Origin of the sequence: Tistrella bauzanensis (genome assembly GCF_014636235.1) — a bacterium.
GTDB classification, from domain to species: domain Bacteria; phylum Pseudomonadota; class Alphaproteobacteria; order Tistrellales; family Tistrellaceae; genus Tistrella; species Tistrella bauzanensis.
This window is the reverse complement of sequence record NZ_BMDZ01000079.1, coordinates 1-19142: the sequence shown is the minus strand read 5'-3', so window position 1 is coordinate 19142 and position 19142 is coordinate 1. Positions and strand designations below refer to the sequence as shown.

Below are 19142 nucleotides of genomic sequence, written 5' to 3'. Positions count from 1 at the left end.
AGGAGGACGGGCCGCCTCACGCCGTCCCAGGCGACGGTGACGCTCTAAACCAGCCCGCCGCGCTCATTGCGCGACAGCCTCTCTGGTGCAGGAGATCATCTCCAACGATCTGTTGGGCGAGGCGGTGCTGCCGGCGATCGAGGATGCGACGAAGCGCCTGCTGAAGCCGGGCGCGCGGATGATACCGGCGGTGGTCGCGGCACAGGTGGCACTGATCGAGGATGAGGAGACAGGCCGCCGGCGCATGGCCACGACGTCGGGCTTCGACCTGTCTGATTTCAACCATCTGGGCGCGCCGTTCTATCGCACGGCGCCCGACCAGAAGGGATTGTCGCTGCGCAGCGAGCCGGTTGAGCTGATGCGATTCGATCTGCAATCCGGCGGCCCGTTCCCGTCCAGCCGCACCACGGCGACCCTGACCGCCAATGGCGGGCGGGTGACCGGCATCGTCCAGTGGCTGAAGATGGACATGGACGACAAGGGCGACCTGATCTACGAGAACCGCCCCTGTACCGGCATCAAATCATGCTGGGCGGTCAGGGTCTTTCCGCTGGACCAGCCCCGCGATCTGGCGCCCGGCACGACGGTGCGGATCGGCGCGCAGCACGACCGCAACACGATTATGATCTGGTGCGACGGCGTGGATGCGGCCGCCACCGCCACCGCCACTGCGGTCGCCTGAACCGCCGGCTACCGATCGCGGGGGGTTGAGCGAGGGAGAGTCTGCCTTGTTCGATGGCTTCACGCTTGAGCATATCCCCCTGCCCGATGCCACGCTGCGCTGTCGCCATGGCGGCAGCGGACCGCCTCTGCTGCTGCTGCACGGGCATCCCCGCACCCATGTGACATGGTGGCGCGTGGCGCCGCTGCTGGCGCGGCATTTCACCATCGTCTGCCCGGATCTGCGCGGCTTCGGGCAGTCGTCGAAACCGGCGGACAGCTCTGATCACGCCGGCTCGTCGAAACGCGCCAAGGCCCAGGACGGTATCGATCTGATGCGGGCGCTGGGACACGACCGGTTCGCGGTGGCCGGCCATGATCGCGGCAGCTATGTGGCCTTCCGGATGGCGATGGACCATCCGGATGCGGTCACGCGGCTGGCGGTGCTCGACGGCGTGCCGATCATCGAGGCGCTGGAGCGCTGCGATGCCGGCTTCGCGCAGGCCTGGTGGCACTGGTTCTTTTTTGCCCAGCCCGGCAAGCCGGAACGCGCCATTCTGGCCGATCCGGATGCCTGGTACGGCCTGGACCCGTCGGTCATCGGCCCGGCGGCCTATGAGGATATCCGCGGCGCGCTGCACGATCCGGCCACCGTGCACGCGATGGTGGAAGATTACCGCGCCGGGCTTGGCATCGACCGCGCGCATGATGCCGCAGACCGGGCCGCGGGGCGGCGGCTGCGCTGCCCCACTTTGTGCCTGTGGTCGTCGCGCGACGATCTGGAACGGCTCTATGGCGATGTGCTGGCGGTATGGCGGCCCTGGGCGCCGGATCTGCGCGGCCATCCGATCGAGAGCGGCCATCACATGGCCAAAGAGGCACCTGAGGCGCTGGCGGCGGCGTTGATCGCCTTCTTCAGTGGCTCGTTACCAGCCTGATCTGATCAACTGCCCTGTCCGGGCCGGGCCGCCCGCTGGGCTTCGGCCAGGGCCGCGGCCAGCCGCTGCACGCCTTCGCCGATCCGGTCGGGGCCGATCGACGACAGGCCGAGGCGGATGTGGTCGTGGCCCGGCGGTGGCGCCGCGAAGAAGGCCTGCCCGCTTTCGAACAGCACCCCCCGGCGCCGCGCCGCATCGCCAAGGCCGGTTTCGGCCAGACCATCGGGCAGGCGCAGCCAGATGCTGGACCCGCCGGTGCTGGGCGGGCGGACGACATCGGGAATATGCAGGTCCACCGCCCGCGTCGCCACGTCCCAGCGCTGCTTCATGCTGACCCGCAAGGTGCGCACAAGGCCCTGATAATGGCCTTCCGCCAGAAAGATCGCGGCGGTCCGCTGGTTGTTGAGCGGTGCGGTGCGGTGCATCAGCCGGCGCAGGGCGCGGGCCTCGGCGATCAGCGGTGCCGCACCGACCATGAAGCCCAGCCGCACCCCCGGCGCCAGCACCTTCGACAGCGATCCCAGATAGATCACCCGCCCGGTGCGGTCCATGGATTTGAGCGAGCGGGCATCGGCCTCGAACCGGGTTTCGCCCTCGTAATCATCCTCGATCAGCAGCATGTCGTCGCGGATGGCGCGGGCCAGCAGGGCGCGCTGGCTCGGTTGCGGCATCGTCACCATGGTCGGGCAGTGATAGGAGGGCGTGACCACCGCCAGGGTCACGCCGTCGAGCGCCGTGCCATCCGGGTCGATGCCGCCATCATCGACCGGCAGCAGCCGTACCGAGCCTTCGGCAAGCGCGAAGATGTTGCGGGCGTCGGGATAGCCCGGATCCTCGATGCCGACCACGTCGGCCGGGCGGACCAGCAGGCGTGACAGCAGATACAGCCCGTGCTGCGAGCCCAGCGTGATCAGGATCTCGTCGGCGCGGGCATAGATGCCGCGGGCCGGCAGAATGTGGCGGCGGATCTGCTCGATCAGCAGTGGATCATCGTCGACGATCTGGTCGGCCGCCCAGTAATTCACCGCCGAACGCCCCAGCGCATCGCGGGAGCACTGCCGCCAGACCGCGATCGGAAACAGATCCTGATCGACCTGCCCATAGATGAAGGGATAGGGATAACGCTGCCAGTCGCGGGGCTTTTCGATGTTGCGCAGCCGGCCGGGCTGCATGGTGAAACGCTGTATCCAGACCGGCCCGGCGGCCGGATCCTGGTCGACGGCCGGTGCGTCCGCATCGCCGGTGTCATGAGTGTCCGCCGCCGCCGCGGGGACCGGCGGTGGCGGAGGCGGCGGCAGCGGGTCGCCCTCGGCACCCGGATGACCGGCGACGAAATAGCCGCGGCGTTCGGCCGAGACCAGATAGCCGCGCGCCACCAGATCGTCGAGAACCGCGGTGACGGTGTTGCGCGCGATGCCAAGCTGGGTGGCCCAGCGGCGCGAGGGCGGCAGCTTCTGCCCGGTCGCCAGCCGGCCCTCGGCGATCGCCTGAACGACCGCCTGACGCAGCGAGGCCTGGATGGTGGTGCCGGGGTCGCGGACGAGATTGAGCAAGAGCGGGTGCCGTTCAGTGATGGCGGGTCGGATGGTGCAGGTTTTATCCGAAGCACGGACCATACCAATCCGGGACAATCGCCGCCAATGGTCAGTCCGCCGGGACCAGCCGGGTATCGATTGCGCCGGTCTGCCTGTTTTACGGTCACCCGGCAGGATGACCATGCGCAGGCATGGGGCGGCGCGGGCCGGTCACGGGCGGCGATGATCCGCTCTGGCGATGATCCACTCTGGCCCGATGGCTTCGCGCCGGCTGGCTCTACTGCGCGGGCACGGCACATGGTCTGCTCGCACCTGGCCGAACAGTCCCACAGGCCGGAACAGAGCGAGAGAGGCGATGCCCGATACCGTCACCGCGCCCCAGCCCCATGACGCCGCTCAGAACAGTCTGGATCTGAGCCATCACTGGATGCCCTTCACCGCCAACCGTGCCTTCAAGGCGGCGCCGCGCATCATCACCGAGGCCCATGGCATCTGGTACCGCAATGATCGCGGCGACCAGTTGATCGATGGCCTGTCGGGCCTGTTCTGCACGCCCGCCGGCCATGGCCGACGCGAGATCACCGAGGCGGTGACCGCACAGCTTGGCCGGCTGGACTATGCCCCGCCCTTCCAGTTCGGCACCCCCGGCGGCTTCGCCGTCGCCAGTGCCCTGGCCCGGATCCTGCCCGACGGTATCGACCGGGTGTTCTTCGCCGGCTCCGGCTCGGAAGCGGTGGAAACCGCGCTGAAGATCGCCATGCTCTATCACCGCCGTCGTGGCGAGGGTCAGCGCCAGCGGGTGATCGGGCGCGAGAAGGCCTATCATGGCGTCAATCTGGCTGGCTGGTCGGTGGGCGGCATGGTGCGCAACCGCGAGATGTTCGGCCTGGGCATGGCCGGTGTCGCCCATATGCGCCACACCCATATCCCCGAAAACCGTTTCGTGCTGGGTGAGGGTGAACATGGCGCCGATCTGGCGGATGATCTGGAACGGGCGGTGGGCCTTTACGGCGCCGACACGATCGCCGCCTGCATCGTCGAGCCGATTTCAGGATCGATCGGGGTGCTGGTGCCGCCGCAGGGCTATCTGGCACGCCTGCGCGAGATCTGCGACCGCCATGGCATTCTGCTGATCTTCGACGAGGTGATCACCGGCTTCGGCCGCACCGGCAAGGCCTTCGCCGCCCAGTCCTTCGGCGTGACCCCCGATATCATCACCATGGCCAAGGCGATCACCAACGGCACGGTGCCGATGGCGGCGGTCGCCGCATCGCGCATGGTCTATGACACCATCGTCGACGACAATCCGTCGGGTATCGAATTCTTCCACGGCTACACCTGGTCGGCGCATCCGGTTGCCTGTGCGGCGGCCCTGGCCAGCCTGAAGATCTTCCAGGATGAGGCGCTGTTCGACCGCGCGGCGGCCTTGTCGCCACATTTCCTGGAACGGCTGGGCCGATTGCGCGCCCATGGCATCGTCGAGGATATCCGCGGCTATGGCATGCTGGGTGCGGCCGATCTGGCAGCCGGCGCCACCATGGGTGCGCGCGGCTTCCAGGCGCTGACGGCGCTGTACGATGCCGGTGCGATTGTGCGCGTCACGAACGACACGCTGATTTTCGCGCCGCCCTTCGTGATGGAACCTGCCGATCTGGACCATCTGTTCGATACGGTGGAAAAGGTGCTGGCCGGGTTCTGACCGGCATCTCGGGGCCGTCGTCTATCAGGGCATGGTCAGGACCAGCCGTCCATTGACCATGCCCGCCCGCAGCCGGGCCAGGGCGGTGTCGATATCGTCGAAGGCCATGGTTTCGATGTCGGCACGGACATGGCCGCGCAGGGCGAAATCCACCGCCTCCTGAAGATCCGTGCGGGTGCCGACATTCGAGCCGCGGATCGATCGCTCCCAGTTCGAGATCGCGGAAATCGACACCCGGATGGTGTCGCGGTCGCCGCCGGGCAGGCCGATGAACACCACTGTGCCGCCGGGCCTGACCATGGCCAGCGCCTGTTCGAAGGCACGCGGCGCTGTTGCGGTGACCAGGGCCGCATGTACCCCGCCGCCGGTCGCGGCAATCAGCGCGGCGACCGGATCGGGGCCGGTGGCATCGATCATCCGTTCGGCGCCCAGCCTGTGCGCCTGGGCCAGACGATCGGCCGAGACATCCACCGCCACCGGTCGCAGGCCCATCGCGCGGGCATACTGCACGGCGACATGGCCCAGCCCGCCCACGCCGATCACCGCCACCTGCTGCCCCGGCCGGGCTTCCGACCGCTTCAGCCCGCGATAGGTGGTGACACCGGCGCACAGCACCGGCGCCAGTGCCGCCAGATCAGCGCCGGCCGGCAGCCGGGCCACGAAATCGGCCTCGGCCACCATATACTCGGCATAGCCGCCATTGCGGCTGAAGCCGGTGGCACCGCCATCGGGGCAGATCGTCTCCATTCCCGCCAGACAGAAGCCGCACCGGCCGCAGGCATGGGCCATCCAGGGCACGCCTGCGGCATCGCCGATCGCCAGCCCGGAAACGCCCGACCCCAGCGCCACGACATGGCCGGTGACCTCATGGCCGGGGATCAGCGGCAGCAGCGGCGGCGTGCCCCAATCGCCATCCACGATGTGCAGGTCGGAATGGCAGACGCCACAGGCGGCGACGCGGATCAGCACCTCGCCGGCCGCGGGCACCGGCCGCGCGATCTGGCGGAAATGCAGGCCCTGGCCGGGCTGATCCAGTATGGCGGCGCGCATCATGGTCATGGCGTGTGGTGTCTCCGCGTGGCTGCAGGGTCGAAGGCCGGTCACCGCTGCTGATCGGCCGTTCAAGCAGACCCCAGCCACAGCCCGGTGTAAAACAGGAAAGCCGCCGGTTCCGATATCTGAAGCACCGATGGCAGTGGCCATATGGCGACCATTTCCGATATCGGAAGGCGGGGCCATTGCGGGGACCGGATGATCGGGTGGCATCCGGCCGGACGAGGCGCCGGGTTGCGATCGGGTTTTCCGATAGTGCAATCCATGATTTTGAATTGGTCATAGACCGCCGAGGGGCCGCAGGCTGATGGAGCGGCCCGGCGAGCGCCGGGCCATCATCATCAAGCCGGGAAGCAGCGCCCATGATCACGATCACGGCCATCATCACCGTCACGCCGGGCAGCGACGCTCTGATGGCGGCGGAACTTCTGAAGGTGGCGGCGCATGTCCGGGCCAATGAGCCCGACACCATCGATTTCTTCATCAGCCAGTCGCGGGACAATCCCTGCCGGTTCACGACCTATGAACGGTTCACCGATGCGGCGGCGATGGACCGGCATAATGGATCGGATGCGGTGGCGGTGTTCTTCGCCGCGGTCAAACCGCATCTGGCCGAACCGGTCATCCTTGAGACCTGCACCGAACTGTCGGCGAAGTGAAGGATCACGCGTATGTCCGCCGACCTGAAGACCACGGAATACTGGACCGCTCTGGCCCGGACCCTTCGCCCCGACACCGGGTTGTTCATCGACGGCGCTTTCGTCGATGCGGCGGATGGCCGCCGGTTCGAGACGATCAATCCGGCCGATGACGGCGTGCTCGCCGCGGTCGCCCGCGGCGGTGCCGTCGATATCGACCGGGCGGTGGCCTCGGCCCGGCGCGCCTTTCGAACGGCGCCCTGGGCACGGATCGCGCCGCGCGCCCGCATGGCGGTGCTTTATCGCTTCGCCGATCTGATCGAGGCGCATGCAGAGGCATTTGCCGTGCTCGATGCCCAGGATATGGGCAAACCGATTGCCGAGATGCTGACCATCGACGTGCCCGGCAGCCTTGCCTGTTTCCGGTTCATGGCCGAGGCGGCGGACAAGATCACCGGCATGACCACGGCGACGGGTGAGGACGCCCTGCATTACATCCTCAGGCAGCCGCTGGGCGTGGTCGGCTGCATCGTGCCCTGGAACTATCCGCTGATGATGGCGGCCTGGAAGATCGCGCCGGCCCTGGCCGCGGGTAATGCCGTGGTTCTGAAACCCGCCGAACAGTCGCCGTTGAGCGCGCTGCTGCTGGGACGGCTGTTCGTCGAGGCCGGCGGCCCGCCCGGCATTCTGAATGTCGTGCCGGGTTATGGTGAAGAGGCGGGGCAGGCGCTGGCCCGTCATATGGATGTCGACAAGATCGCCTTCACAGGATCCGGCGAGGTTGGCGGGTTGATGATGGTCTATGCCGGCCAGTCAAACCTGAAACATGTCTCGACGGAATGTGGCGGCAAGTCGCCGCATGTCATCATGGCCGATGTCGAAGACCTTGAGGCAGCGGTGAATACCGCGGTTGCCGGCATCTATGGCAATCAGGGCGAGGTGTGCAGCGCCGGGTCACGCATTCTGGTGGAGCGGGCGATCCTGAGCGATTTCGTCGAGGCCTTCGCGGCCCGCACCCGCGCCATTGTGCAGATCGGCAACCCGCTGGACCCGGCAACCACGCTGGGGCCGCTGGTCACGCGCAGTCACCAGAAGCGGGTGTTGAGCTATATCGACATCGGCCGCGACGAGGGCGCGCGGCTGGCCTTTGGCGGTGCGGTGCCCGCCGGCCATAACAGCGGCGCCTGGGTTGAGCCGACCCTGTTCGCCGATGTGGGCAATGGCATGCGGATTGCGAGAGAAGAAATCTTCGGCCCCGTCGGCGCGGTGATCGGCTTCGACGGACCGGACGAGGCGTTGCGGATCGCCAATGACACGGTCTATGGCCTGGCCGCCGGTGTCTGGACGCGTGATCTGGGCAAGGCGCATCGCTTCGCCGCTGGTGTCGCGTGCGGGATGGTGTGGGTGAACGGCTATATGAACGGCGACATGACCCAGCCCTGGGGCGGCTGGAAGCAGACCGGCAATGGCCGCGACAAATGTTTCGACGCCATCGTCGCCCATACCCAGACCAAGAGCGTGTGGGTGACGCTGGGATGAGATCCGGCTGACAGGCCGTCAGTCTTGTTGTGCCGGCTGACAGGCCGTCAGCCTTGTTGTGAAAGCATGCCGACCAGCATGGACCTGTCGTTTCGGCATATCCGGTATTTCGTGGCCGCGGCGGAAGCCGGATCGGTGACGGGGGCGGCGGCGCTGGTCGGGGTGTCGCAATCCGCCGTGACCGAGGCGATCAAGTCGATCGAGCATCAATTGGGGGTGCCGCTGCTTCAGCGCCACCCGCGCGGTGTGTCGCTGACCCATGAGGGCCACCATTTCCTGCGCCATGCCCATGCGATGATCGAGGCGCTGACCGCCGCCGGCCGCACCCTGTCGGCGGCGGGGCGCTCGCTGACCGGACGGCTGGACGTGGGGGTGTCGCCGATGGTCGCCGGCTATTTCCTGGCCGATCTGCTGGCCCGTTTCCGCCGCACCTTTCCAGGCGTCGAGGTCATCCCGTCGGAGGATCGCCGCAGCTTCATCGAACAGTTGCTGATCAATGGCGAGTTGGATGTGGCGATCCTGGTGGTATCGGATCTTGAAGAGAAGGCGGCGCTCGCCTTCGAGGTGCTGGCCCGGTCGCAGAACCGGCTGTGGCTGCCACCCAATCATCGCTTCCTGAAGCGCGACCGGATCAGCCTGTTCGATGTCTGCCAGGAACCGCTGATCGTGCTGACCGCCGATGATTACGGCGACAGCCTGACCCGGATCTTCCGGCGCGCCGGGCTGATGCCACGGGTGCTGTTCCAGACCGGATCGGTGGAGGCGGTGCGCAGTATGGTGGCGACCGGCGCCGGCATCGCCATCGCACCCGACATCGCCTATCGCCCCTGGTCGCTGGAAGGCGACCGGCTGGAGGTGCGCGGCATCGCCGATCCACTGCCGGCCCTGGATGTGGGCGTGGTGTGGCGGCGCGGGCTGGAGCGCGCGGCGGCCGTGGATCATTTTCTTCAGTCCTGCCGGCAGGGGCAGCGCCCCGGCCATCGGGCGGCCGATTGAGCGGGGGGCGCACAGCCATGCACGATCAGCCCGTATACAATACGCCCGGCACGGCCGGACAGGCCGGCACCGACCTGCTGATCGGCGGGCGGCTGATCGCGGGTGAAGGGCCGGAGCGGGTGGTGATCGACCCGTCGACCGGGCTTCAGATCACCAGCCTGCGCGATGCCTCGCTGGTTCAGGTGGACGAGGCGGTGGCGGCGGCTGTGCGGGCGGCACCCGGCTGGGCCGGGCTGACACCGGGCGCGCGGGCCCGGATGCTGCTGGCGATCGCCGATGTCATCGACCGTCAGGCGCCGGTTCTGGCCGCGATCGAGGCGCGCAACTGCGGCAAGCCGCTCGCGGCGTCACGCGATGGCGAACTGCCGCGGGCGGCGGATGTCTTCAGGTTTTTCGCGGGCGCCGCGCGCACCCGCCAGGATATGGCGGCCGATGCCTATCTGCCCGGCCGCACCAGCATTCTGATGCGCGAACCGCTGGGCGTGGTGGCGGCGATCATCCCCTGGAACTATCCGCTGATGATCGCCGCCTGGAAGCTGGCGCCGGCGTTGGCCGCCGGCAACACCGTGGTGCTGAAGCCCGGCGAGGAGGCGCCCCTGTCGCTTCTGACACTGGCGGCGATGCTGGCCGACATCCTGCCCGCCGGGGTGCTGAACGTGGTGGCGGGCAGCGGCGAGGCGGTGGGGCAGGCGCTGGTGCGCCATCCGGGCGTGGCGTTGGTCAGCGTGACCGGCGATCTGGTCACCGGCCGCAAGGTGCTGGATGGTGCGGCCTTCGGCGTGAAACGCAGCCTGCTGGAACTGGGCGGCAACGCGCCGGTGATCGTGGCCGAGGATGCCGATATCGACCGGCTGGTGGCCTGTGTCCGCCGGGCGGGCTTCTATAATGCCGGCCAGGACTGCACGGCCGCGGCGCGGCTGTTCGTGGCGCCGGGCATCCATGACCGGCTGGTCGAGCGGCTGGTGGCGGCGGTGTCGACGATCCGCGTCGGGTCACCCTTCGACCCGGTCACCGAGATGGGGCCGCTGATATCGTCCCGCCAGCGCGACCGGGTCGCCAGCTATGTGGAGCGCGCGCGGGCATCGGGCACCGCCACGATCGCGACCGGCGGTGCATCCATTCCCGGCAATGGCTGCTTCTACGCGCCGACCGTGATCGTGAATGCCGCCCCGCAGGACGAGATCGTGACCCGCGAGGTCTTCGGGCCGGTGGTCACCGTCACGCGCTCGGCCGATGTGGATGAGGCGCTGCGCTTCGCCAACCGGTCGGAACACGGGCTGGCGGCATCGGTGTGGACCCGCGATATCGGCCGGGCGATGGCGTTCGGGCGCCGGCTGGACTATGGCTGCGTCTGGATCAACGATCACATGGTGTTTCCGGCCGAGATGCCCCATGGCGGCCGGCGTCGGTCGGGCTTTGGCTATGACATGTCGGTGCATGCGCTGGATCAATATTCGGTGGCCAAGCACATCCTGCTCAACGAGGATGGTCCGTCATGACGCAGCAGACGGGCAGGGGAGGGCCAGGGCGGCGATCAGGCCTGCATCAGGGCATTCAGGGCATCGGTCAGCCGGTCCAGCCGTTCAGGGCTGAGGGCGGCTTCCAGTCGGGCCTGCTGGGCTGCCAGAATCGGCTGGACGCGCTGCCACAATTCCTGGCCGCGCGGCGCCATGAAGATCAGCACCCGCCGGCGGTCGTCGGGGTCGGGCGCGCGGAAGACCAGCGATTGCGACACCATCCGGTCGATCATCTTGGTCATGGTCGGCGGATCGACCAGCACCGCATCGGCCAGGTCCGACATCGGCCGGCCCTGGGTGTCGTCGAGCAGGCCAAGCACCCGGGCGGTCGACAGCGGGATCTTTTCGGGGCGCAACGCCTCTTCCAACTCGCGTTCAAGCGAGCGGGTGGCGCGGGCCGTGATATAGGCGATGTGATGCTCGATGGACGGCGGCACGAAGACGCTGCAACCTCGATTGCGGGGGCGGGAGGACGGCTGGACCACGCATGGCGGACCGATGACCAGCCGGCAGGCCGGATCATTTATCCGACGCGCAGTGGTTTAGGCAAGTGACGGACATGCACGAACGGGGGAAGGGCGGGGATCGAACGGCGCCAACGACGATCAAGACGGGTGCACCCGCATGTCGGATAACCGCCGCTGACGACATCCCGGCCTTGTGCCAATCCAGGGAGAGGCTTTGATGAACATTGGACTTCTGATCCAGCGCCAGGGCCCGGCGGGTATCTGGGGGCCATCCTGCGAGACCAGCGCCCGGCTGGCGGTGGCGGAAATCAACACCGCCGGCGGCATCGGCGGCCGCGAGGTCGCGATCGACATCTTCGATGCCGGCCTGCCGCCTGAGCGTATCGCCGCGCAGATCTCGGGCGCGATCGCCGCCCGCACCATCGACGCGGTGGTGGCGATGCATCCGAGCGATCTTCGCGCGACGATGGCGGCCACGATCGCCGGCCGCGTGCCCTATGTCTATACGCCGCAATACGAGGGTGGCGAGCGGGCGCCGGGGGTGTACACCATCGGCGAGACCAGCCGGGAGTTGCTGCCCCCGGCCATGGCCTGGATGGGGGAACGCGAGCGCGTGGAGCGCTGGTTCATCCTGGGCAATGATTATGTCTGGCCCAGGCGGTCGGCGGTGCTGGTCAAGGCGATCGCCGGGCGGATGGGCGCGCGGGTGGTGGGGGAGCGCTATGTGCCCTGGATCCATGGCGATTTCACCGCCGAACTGGATGCCATCCGCGCCAGCGGTGCCGATGGCGTGCTGCTGCTGCTGCTGGGCGAAGACGCGATCAGCTTCCATCGCGCCTTCGGCGAGGCCGGCCTTGCCAGTGCCGCAAGCCGGCTGTGCATGGCCTTCGACGAGAACCTGCTCTATGCCGTGGGGGAAGAGAACACCGAGCGGCTGTTCAGCGTCTCGGGCTATTTCTGCAACCTCGACACCGCCGCCAACAACAGCTTCCTCGACAGCTATCAGGCGATGTTCGGCCGAAGGTCGCCGGTGCCCAACATGCTGGGGCAATCGTGCTACGAAGGTGTGCACTTCCTGAAAAGCCTGGTCGACACCGCACCGGTCAGCGGCGGGCTGACGCGGCGGCGCGACCGCTTTCATCTGCCGCATCGATCGGCCCGCAGCCACGACGCCATGGCCGGGCCGCTTGCAGTTCATTTGGCGACTGTACAAGGCATTGATTTCAAACATATTGCCTCGTTCTGACCGTGCCCTGGCCGCCGGGCCGGATTGCGGGAGCATCAGAGAGGCCGGTCGGGGAACGCCCCAGGACCGGCCTCTGATCATCTCTCTTTTTTGCGGCGCATCATATAGTTGACTTTTCAACACTGACGAATTCAAATACCTGTAATGACGTCGTCGCGACGGGGAGCGTCGGAGACGGCCATTGGCAGGGAGCAGCCGACCTATGTCCAAAAACCGGACAGACCTCACCACCCGTGGCGCCGCATCGGGCAGCGTCACCCGCAGAACCTTTCTCCGCAGCACGGCGCTTGCCGCCGGCGGTCTGATCGCGGCACCCGCGATCATGCGCCATGCGGCGCTCGGCTCGGACGATCCGATCCTGATCGGCAGCCTGCACGACCAGTCGGGCGCGGTCGGCACCTCGGGCGTGCCGATGGTGCGGGCGCTTGAACTCGGCATCGAGGAAGTGAACGCGGCGGGCGGCGTTCTGGGCCGGCCGCTGAAGCTGGTGCATTACGACACCCAGTCGAACATCCAGCTCTACACCCAGTATGCCCAGCAGATCGCGCTGAAGGACAAGGTGGCGGTGGTGCATGGCGGCATCACCTCGGCCTCACGCGAAGCGATCCGCCCGGTCTTCGGGCGCTACAAGACGCTGTATTTCTATAACACCCTCTATGAGGGCGGCGTCTGCGACCGCAACGTGTTCTCGACCGGCACCACCCCGGCCCAGACCGTCGAAAAGCTGGTGCCTTACGCGCTGGAGCGCTGGGGCAAGAAGGTCTACATCCTGGCGGCCGACTATAATTACGGCCAGATCACCGCCAAATGGATGGAGAAATACACAAAGGACAATGGCGGCGAGGTGCTGTCGGTCGACTTCTTCCCGCTCGACGTGACCAATTTCGGCTCGACGATCAGCAAGATCCAGCAGGCCAAGCCCGATGTGGTGTTCTCGGCCCTGGTTGGCGGCAATCACACCGCCTTCTATCGCCAATGGGCGGCGGCGGGGCTGAAGGGCTCGATCCCGATCGCCTCGACCACCTTCGGTCTGGTCAACGAACTGGCGGCGCTGGAGGCCTCGGAAAGCGACGGCATCATCAGCGGTTACGGCTATTACGAGGAACTGACCACGCCGGCCAGCACCAAATTCACCGGCGCGCTGAAAGAGAAATTCCCCGGCATCCCCTATATCAGCGAGCTGGCGGCCTGCACCTATGAAGGCTTCCATCTGTGGGTCGAGGCGGCGAAGAAGGCCCAGTCGATCGACCGCATGAAGGTGACCGAGGCGCTGGAGTCGGGCATGAGCTTCGACGGCCCGACCGGCACGGTCACCATCGATCACAAGACCCATCACACCGTGCGCAACGCCTTCCTGGCAGAAGCCAAGGAGAAGCTGTGGAGCGTGGTCGGCAGCTATCCCGACCAGCCGCCGGCCGATACCGCGGCGGTGTGCGACCTGATCGCCAACCCCCGCGATACCAAGCAGTACGTCATCTCGCTCTGACAGGGGACAGGCTCATGGATCTCGCAGCCGTCCTGACCCTGGATGTGCTGAACGGCATCGCCTCGCTGATCCTTCTGTGCACGGGGCTCGCCGTCATCTTCGGGATGATGAAGATCATCAACCTCGCCCATGGCGAATTCCTGATGCTGGGCGCCTATGCCACGGTGGTCGCCGTGGATAGCGGCATCAATATCTGGATCGCCATGCTGGTGATCTCGCCGGTCTTCGTGGGGTTGGTCGGGCTGGTGGTGGAGCGGACCTTCATCCGCCTGCTCTATGGGCGGCTGGTGGATTCGATGCTCGCCACCTGGGGCCTGAGCCTGTTTCTCGTGGGCCTGATCACCACCATCTTCGGCAACACGATCAAAAGCGTGCCGTCGCCGCTTGGCGGTTTCACCATCGGCGCCTATCGCAGCAGCCAGTACACGGTGTTTCTGGTGGTGGTGGCGGCGCTGCTGCTCGGCGGATTGTGGCTGCTGATGCGCCGCACCCGCTTCGGGCTGATCGCCCGCGCCACCATGCAGAACCCCGACATGGCGGCGGCCATGGGGGTCAGCCCGCCCAAGGTCTATATGGCGACCTTCGGGCTGGGAGCGGCGATCACCGGTCTGGCCGGCGGCCTGCTCGCCCCCGTGGCCGGTGTGCTGCCCACCATGGGCGCCGCCTATATCGCCAAGGCCTTCATCACCGTGGTGGCGGGTGGGGCATCGGTGATCACCGGCAGCGCCACGGCATCGGGGCTGTTCGGCTTCATCAACCAGTCCGCCTCGTATCTGACGACCCCGGTGATCGGCGAGGTGTTCCTGTTCGTGTTCGCGATCGTGCTGATCCGCCTGTTGCCCCAGGGCATCTCGGGACGCTTCTTCAGGGGGAGCCTCTGATCCATGCCCACAGAAAACGCAAGCCTGACCAATGCGGGCCTGACCAATGCGGGCCTTACCCATGCCAATCTGGCAAAAGGTGCCCAGACCCTGGGCATCGTCGCCGCCGCCGCCCTGGTCGTGTTCATGCCGATGATGGTCGAGCTGTTCGACCTGATGCAGTACACCATCTTCGCGGTGATGGGCATTCTGGCGCTCAGCCTGGGCTTCATCTGGGGCTTCGGCGGCATCATGTCCTTCGGCCAGACCGCCTTCTTCGGTCTTGGCGCCTATACCTTCGCCGTCACCGCCATCAACACCGATGGTGGCTGGTCGGCGGTGGCGCTGGCGGTGCTGGTGCCGGCGGTGTTCGCGGCGGTGCTCGGCTATTTCATGTTCTATGGCCGGATCAGTGATGTCTATCTGGGCGTGATCACGCTGACCGTGACGCTGATCCTGTTCAACGTGGTCAACAGCACCGCTGGTGACGCCTATACCATCGGCGATGCGCCGCTTGGCGGGTTCAACGGCATTCCAGCGGTGCCGGGGCTGTCGATGCCGGGAAACCCCGACTACTTCTTCGGACCTGAGGAGAACTGGTATCTCTCGGCCGGATGTCTGCTGCTGGTCTATCTGCTGCTGAAGGGCGTGCTGCGCACCCATTTCGGGCGGGTGGTGGTGGCCGTGCGCGAGAACGAGACCCGGGCCGCGCTGCTCGGCTATGACCCGCGGATCTACAAGCTGCTCGCCTTCGTCATCGGCGGCGGTGTGGCGGGGCTTGCCGGCTGCCTGTTCACCAATTGGGGCGCCTTCGTCAGCCCCACGGTGTTCAGCTTGTCGACCGCGGCGCAGATCATCATCTGGGTGACCATCGGCGGGCTTGGCACTCTGCTGGGGCCGGTGATCGGCTGCTTCCTGATGCAGTATCTGATCCTGCAGATCGGCACTCAGCAAAGCTTCAACGCCGATCTGGTGATGGGCGCCATCCTCCTGGCCTTCGTGCTGGCGATGCCGATGGGGCTGGTGCCGATGGCGCGGCTGCTGGCCTGGCGGGTGATCGAGCGGCTGTGGCCGGCCGGCGCCGGCGGCCAGGACGCCGATACCGCCGATGCCACGCCCGATGCCCGCATGGCCGAGGGGGCGAAGTGACATGACCATCCAGGACACCATCGCCGCCGACGGCATCCTGCTTCAGACCAGCAATCTGACCATGCGCTTCGGTGGCGTGGTCGCGGTCAGCGATGTCAGCCTGACCCTGCGCGAACTGGAACTGCGCTGCCTGATCGGCCCCAACGGCGCCGGCAAGAGCACCTTCTTCAAGATGCTGACCGGTCAGTTGAAGCCCAGCACCGGTGCGATCAGCTTCCGCGGCGCGCCGATCGCCGGCGATGATCCGCATGCCATCGCCCGGCGCGGCATCGGCATCAAGACCCAGGTGCCGAACGTGTTCGATGGCTTGAGCGTGCGCGAGCATATCTGGCTGGCGGCGCGGCGCCAGCATCTGGACCGGCGGGCCAATGACATCGTGGCCTCGGTTCTGGATCGGATCCGGATGACCCATCTGGCCGGTGCCCAGGTCGGGCGCCTGTCTCATGGCCAGCGGCAATGGGTGGAGATCGGCATGGTGATCGCCGGCGATCCGGACCTGATCCTGCTGGACGAACCGGCCGCCGGCATGACCCATGACGAGGTGCTGCGCACGGCGGAGATCATCCGCGATATCAACCAGACCAAGGCCTTGATCGTGGTCGAGCACGACATGCAGTTCATCCGGATGATCGCCAAGACCGTGACCGTGTTCAATCAGGGGGCGGTGCTGGTGGAAAACACCGTCGATGCGGTGCTGGCCGATCAGCGGGTGCGCGACGTCTATCTTGGCAAGAAGGTGCATTGAGATGGCGGAGCTGTTGTCGGTTCAGGGGCTGCGCGCGGGCTATGGCCGTATCCCGATCCTGATGGGCATCGATTTCACTTTGGCGCCGGGTGAGTTCCTTGGGATTCTTGGCCATAACGGCATGGGCAAGACCACGCTGATCCGCAGCCTGATGGGCTATCTGCCGGCCACCGCCGGGCGGATCACGCTCGATGGTCGCGACGTCACCGCCGCCAAGCCGGCGCAGAAGGCAGCCGCCGGCATCGGCTATGTCCCGCAGGGTCGCCAGATCTTTCCCGATCTGTCGGTGTTTGAAAACCTGCGGATGGGACAGGCCGGCAAGCGCCGCGAGGACAAGGCGGTGATCGACCAGGTGCTGAGCCTGTTTCCGCGCCTGACCCGGCTGCTGGACCGGCGCGGCGGCGCGCTGTCGGGCGGCGAACAGCAATTGCTGGCGCTGGCCCGGTGTCTGTGCACGCAACCCCGCATCATTCTGCTCGACGAGCCGACCGAGGGCATCCAGCCCAACATCCTGGATGAGATTGTGGAAACCCTTCAGGATCTGCGCCGCCAATCGGGTATCGCGATGATCCTGGTCGAACAGAACCTGGAATTCCTGACCGCCCTCTCGGACCGGCTGCTGATCATCCAGAAGGGGGTGATCACGGACGAGGTCTCGCCGGACATGATGGCGGATCCGGAGCGCATTGCCGACTTTGTCGGCATGCACGCGTGAAGACTGACGACTTTGTCGGCATGCACGCGTGAAGACCGCCGACCTCAAAACGACCCACAGGCCCCCGCCAGACTTTCGGTGAGACGATCAGGCCCGACGCGGGTGGCGCGACCAGACGGTTCGCGCCACGACACCCGGCCTTTGACCTTTTCGTCCGCCAGCCTCTGGCTTCATGTTCAAGGACAACGGAGACAACCATGTCCGTCACCCGCCCCAATGTCGACCAGTTGACCGATCTCGCCGCCGGTCTCGGCATCACGCTGAGCGCCGCCGAGGCCGCCGAATATCTGACCCTGATGGAGGGCAATTTCGCGGCCTATGATCTGATCGACGCGCTGCCCGACAATATCCCGGTCGTCACCTATCCCCGCACCCCCGGCTATCGCCCGACGGGTCCTGAGAACAAGTACAATGCCTGGTATGTGAAGTCGGAAGTGAAGGGTGCGGCCAGTGGCAAGCTTGCCGGCCGCACCGTGGTTCTGAAGGACAATGTGGCCCTGGCCGGCGTGCCGATGATGAACGGCGCCTCGACGCTGGAAGGTTATATTCCGGCACTGGACGCCACCATCGTCACCCGCATGCTCGACGAAGGCGCCACCATCGTCGGCAAGGCGACCTGCGAATTCTTCTGCCTGTCGGGTGGCAGCCACACCTCGCAGCCCGGCCCGGTGCATAACCCCTACAAGTATGGATATTCGGCTGGCGGATCGTCTTCGGGTAGTGCCGCGCTGGTCGCGGCGGGCGAAGTCGACATGGCGATCGGCGGCGACCAGGGCGGGTCGATCCGGATGCCGTCTGCCTTGTGCGGCCTGTATGGCATGAAGCCCACCCACGGGCTGGTGCCCTATACCGGCGTGATGCCGATCGAGGCCACGATCGACCATACCGGCCCGATGACCAGCAATGTCGCCGACAACGCGCTGCTGCTGGAAGTGCTGGCCGGCGCCGACGGACTCGATCCGCGCCAGTATGCGCCGGTCACCGCCGCCTATACCGAGGCGCTGGGCAAGGGCGTCGCGGGCATGAAGATCGCGATGCTGAAGGAAGGCTTCGAGGTCGCCAATGGCGATCCGGCGGTCTACGACAAGGTGCGGGCGGCCGCCGAAAAGCTGAAGGAACTGGGTGCCGAGATCACCGAAATCTCGATCCCCGAGCACTTCACCGCAGCGGCGATCTGGGGGCCGATCGCGCTGGAGGGCCTGCAGTGGCAGATGATGCACGGCAACGGCATGGGGATGAACTGGAAGGGCCTGTACAATGTCGGCCTGCTGGATGCTCATGCCGGCTGGCGTCAGCGGGCCGATGAGCTGTCACCGTCGCTGAAGATTTCGATGTTCATCGGCGAATACTTCATCCAGAAGTATAACGGTCGTTTCTATGCCAAATCGCAGAACATCGCCCGGCTGGTGAAGGCGGCCTATGACGCGGCCCTGGCCGAATACGACCTGCTGCTGATGCCGACCTGCCCGATCGTGGCACCGGAACATCCCGGCCCCGATGCCTCGCTGACCGAATACATCACCAAGGCCTTCGCGGTGCTGGGCAACACCCAGCAGTTCGACGTGACCGGCCACCCGGCAATGACCGTGCCCTGCGGCCTGATCGACGGCCTGCCGGTGGGCATGATGCTGGTCGGCAAGGATTACGACGAGAGCACGATCTATGCCGCCGCGGCCGCTTTCGAGGGCGTCGGCGACTGGAAGACCTTCTAACCGCGTGACGACGCCTGGCGGCGGTGCGGCCAAGCATGACGACCGCTAGGGAAGACGGGAAGCAAGGGCCGCTTTTCAGGCGGCCCTTGCTTCTTTGCACATCCGAGGCTGTTGCCGAATGCCCGCTACCCATGGTTTGACGCCGTCTGCTGACGGCTTGGGAGCTTGGCGGGGGTCTCGCGCGGTT

17 protein-coding genes are annotated in these 19142 nt (G+C 66.6%); 14 read left to right on the top strand and 3 right to left on the bottom strand.

What is annotated here, in order from left to right; genetic code table 11:
- Positions 1–85 precede the first annotated feature (85 nt).
- On the top strand, positions 86–682 hold the full coding sequence (locus IEW15_RS22065; RefSeq protein ID WP_188582028.1) for an SAM-dependent methyltransferase: 597 nt from the start codon (positions 86–88) through the stop codon (positions 680–682).
- Between the two features lie 46 nt (positions 683–728).
- Positions 729–1598 (top strand): alpha/beta fold hydrolase, encoded by an 870-nt coding sequence (locus tag IEW15_RS22060; RefSeq protein WP_188582027.1) that lies wholly within the window; start codon positions 729–731, stop codon positions 1596–1598.
- Between the two features lie 5 nt (positions 1599–1603).
- Here the strand turns inward: IEW15_RS22060 and IEW15_RS22055 are convergent, their stop codons facing one another.
- On the bottom strand, positions 1604–3151 hold the full coding sequence (locus tag IEW15_RS22055) for an aminotransferase-like domain-containing protein (protein ID WP_229708500.1): 1548 nt from the start codon (positions 3149–3151) through the stop codon (positions 1604–1606).
- Between the two features lie 337 nt (positions 3152–3488).
- Between IEW15_RS22055 and IEW15_RS22050 the strand changes: the two genes are divergently transcribed.
- Positions 3489–4832 (top strand): aminotransferase class III-fold pyridoxal phosphate-dependent enzyme, encoded by a 1344-nt coding sequence (locus tag IEW15_RS22050; RefSeq protein ID WP_229708497.1) that lies wholly within the window; start codon positions 3489–3491, stop codon positions 4830–4832.
- 24 nt (positions 4833–4856) lie between these two features.
- On the opposite strand, the gene IEW15_RS22045 is transcribed toward IEW15_RS22050, so the two are convergent.
- Positions 4857–5891 carry an alcohol dehydrogenase catalytic domain-containing protein gene (locus tag IEW15_RS22045; protein ID WP_188582022.1) on the bottom strand — a complete coding sequence of 345 codons (1035 nt, stop codon included), beginning with the start codon at positions 5889–5891 and terminating at the stop codon, positions 4857–4859.
- A 356-nt stretch (positions 5892–6247) separates the two neighbouring features.
- On the opposite strand from IEW15_RS22045, the gene IEW15_RS22040 reads away from it, so the two are divergent.
- The 4 genes from IEW15_RS22040 (at position 6248) to IEW15_RS22025 (ending at position 10557) form a co-directional block, all read left to right on the top strand.
- Positions 6248–6544 carry a putative quinol monooxygenase gene (locus IEW15_RS22040; RefSeq protein ID WP_188582021.1) on the top strand — a complete coding sequence of 99 codons (297 nt, stop codon included), beginning with the start codon at positions 6248–6250 and terminating at the stop codon, positions 6542–6544.
- Positions 6545–6556: 12 nt separating this feature from the next.
- The gene (locus IEW15_RS22035; RefSeq protein ID WP_188582018.1) at positions 6557–8062 is read left to right on the top strand and encodes an aldehyde dehydrogenase family protein; all 1506 of its coding nucleotides are present in this window, start codon (positions 6557–6559) and stop codon (positions 8060–8062) included.
- Positions 8063–8128: 66 nt separating this feature from the next.
- Positions 8129–9058, top strand: coding sequence for a LysR family transcriptional regulator (locus IEW15_RS22030; RefSeq protein WP_229708494.1), 930 nt, complete (start codon positions 8129–8131; stop codon positions 9056–9058).
- Between the two features lie 17 nt (positions 9059–9075).
- Positions 9076–10557, top strand: coding sequence for an aminobutyraldehyde dehydrogenase (locus IEW15_RS22025; protein ID WP_188582016.1), 1482 nt, complete (start codon positions 9076–9078; stop codon positions 10555–10557).
- A gap of 35 nt (positions 10558–10592) precedes the next feature.
- Here the strand turns inward: IEW15_RS22025 and IEW15_RS22020 are convergent, their stop codons facing one another.
- Complete coding sequence (locus IEW15_RS22020; protein WP_188582014.1) at positions 10593–11012, bottom strand: MarR family winged helix-turn-helix transcriptional regulator; 420 nt, start codon at positions 11010–11012, stop codon at positions 10593–10595.
- Between the two features lie 247 nt (positions 11013–11259).
- Here IEW15_RS22020 and IEW15_RS22015 point away from each other — a divergent pair, with 247 nt between their 5' ends.
- The 7 genes from IEW15_RS22015 to IEW15_RS21985 all read left to right on the top strand — a co-directional run bounded on the left by IEW15_RS22015 (position 11260) and on the right by IEW15_RS21985 (position 18955).
- Entirely contained in the window at positions 11260–12288 is a 1029-nt protein-coding gene (locus tag IEW15_RS22015; protein WP_188582012.1) for a substrate-binding domain-containing protein, read from the top strand.
- A 202-nt stretch (positions 12289–12490) separates the two neighbouring features.
- Positions 12491–13774 carry an urea ABC transporter substrate-binding protein gene (locus IEW15_RS22010; protein WP_188582010.1) on the top strand — a complete coding sequence of 428 codons (1284 nt, stop codon included), beginning with the start codon at positions 12491–12493 and terminating at the stop codon, positions 13772–13774.
- A 14-nt stretch (positions 13775–13788) separates the two neighbouring features.
- Positions 13789–14655, top strand: a complete 867-nt coding sequence (locus IEW15_RS22005; RefSeq protein WP_188582008.1) for an ABC transporter permease subunit — start codon at positions 13789–13791, stop codon at positions 14653–14655.
- A gap of 3 nt (positions 14656–14658) precedes the next feature.
- On the top strand, positions 14659–15783 hold the full coding sequence (locus IEW15_RS22000; RefSeq protein ID WP_188582006.1) for an ABC transporter permease subunit: 1125 nt from the start codon (positions 14659–14661) through the stop codon (positions 15781–15783).
- A 1-nt stretch (position 15784) separates the two neighbouring features.
- On the top strand, positions 15785–16528 hold the full coding sequence (locus IEW15_RS21995) for an ATP-binding cassette domain-containing protein (RefSeq protein WP_188582004.1): 744 nt from the start codon (positions 15785–15787) through the stop codon (positions 16526–16528).
- Position 16529: 1 nt separating this feature from the next.
- Positions 16530–17243 (top strand): ABC transporter ATP-binding protein, encoded by a 714-nt coding sequence (locus IEW15_RS21990; protein ID WP_188582002.1) that lies wholly within the window; start codon positions 16530–16532, stop codon positions 17241–17243.
- A 197-nt stretch (positions 17244–17440) separates the two neighbouring features.
- Entirely contained in the window at positions 17441–18955 is a 1515-nt protein-coding gene (locus IEW15_RS21985) for an amidase (protein ID WP_188582000.1), read from the top strand.
- Positions 18956–19142: the final 187 nt, after the last annotated feature.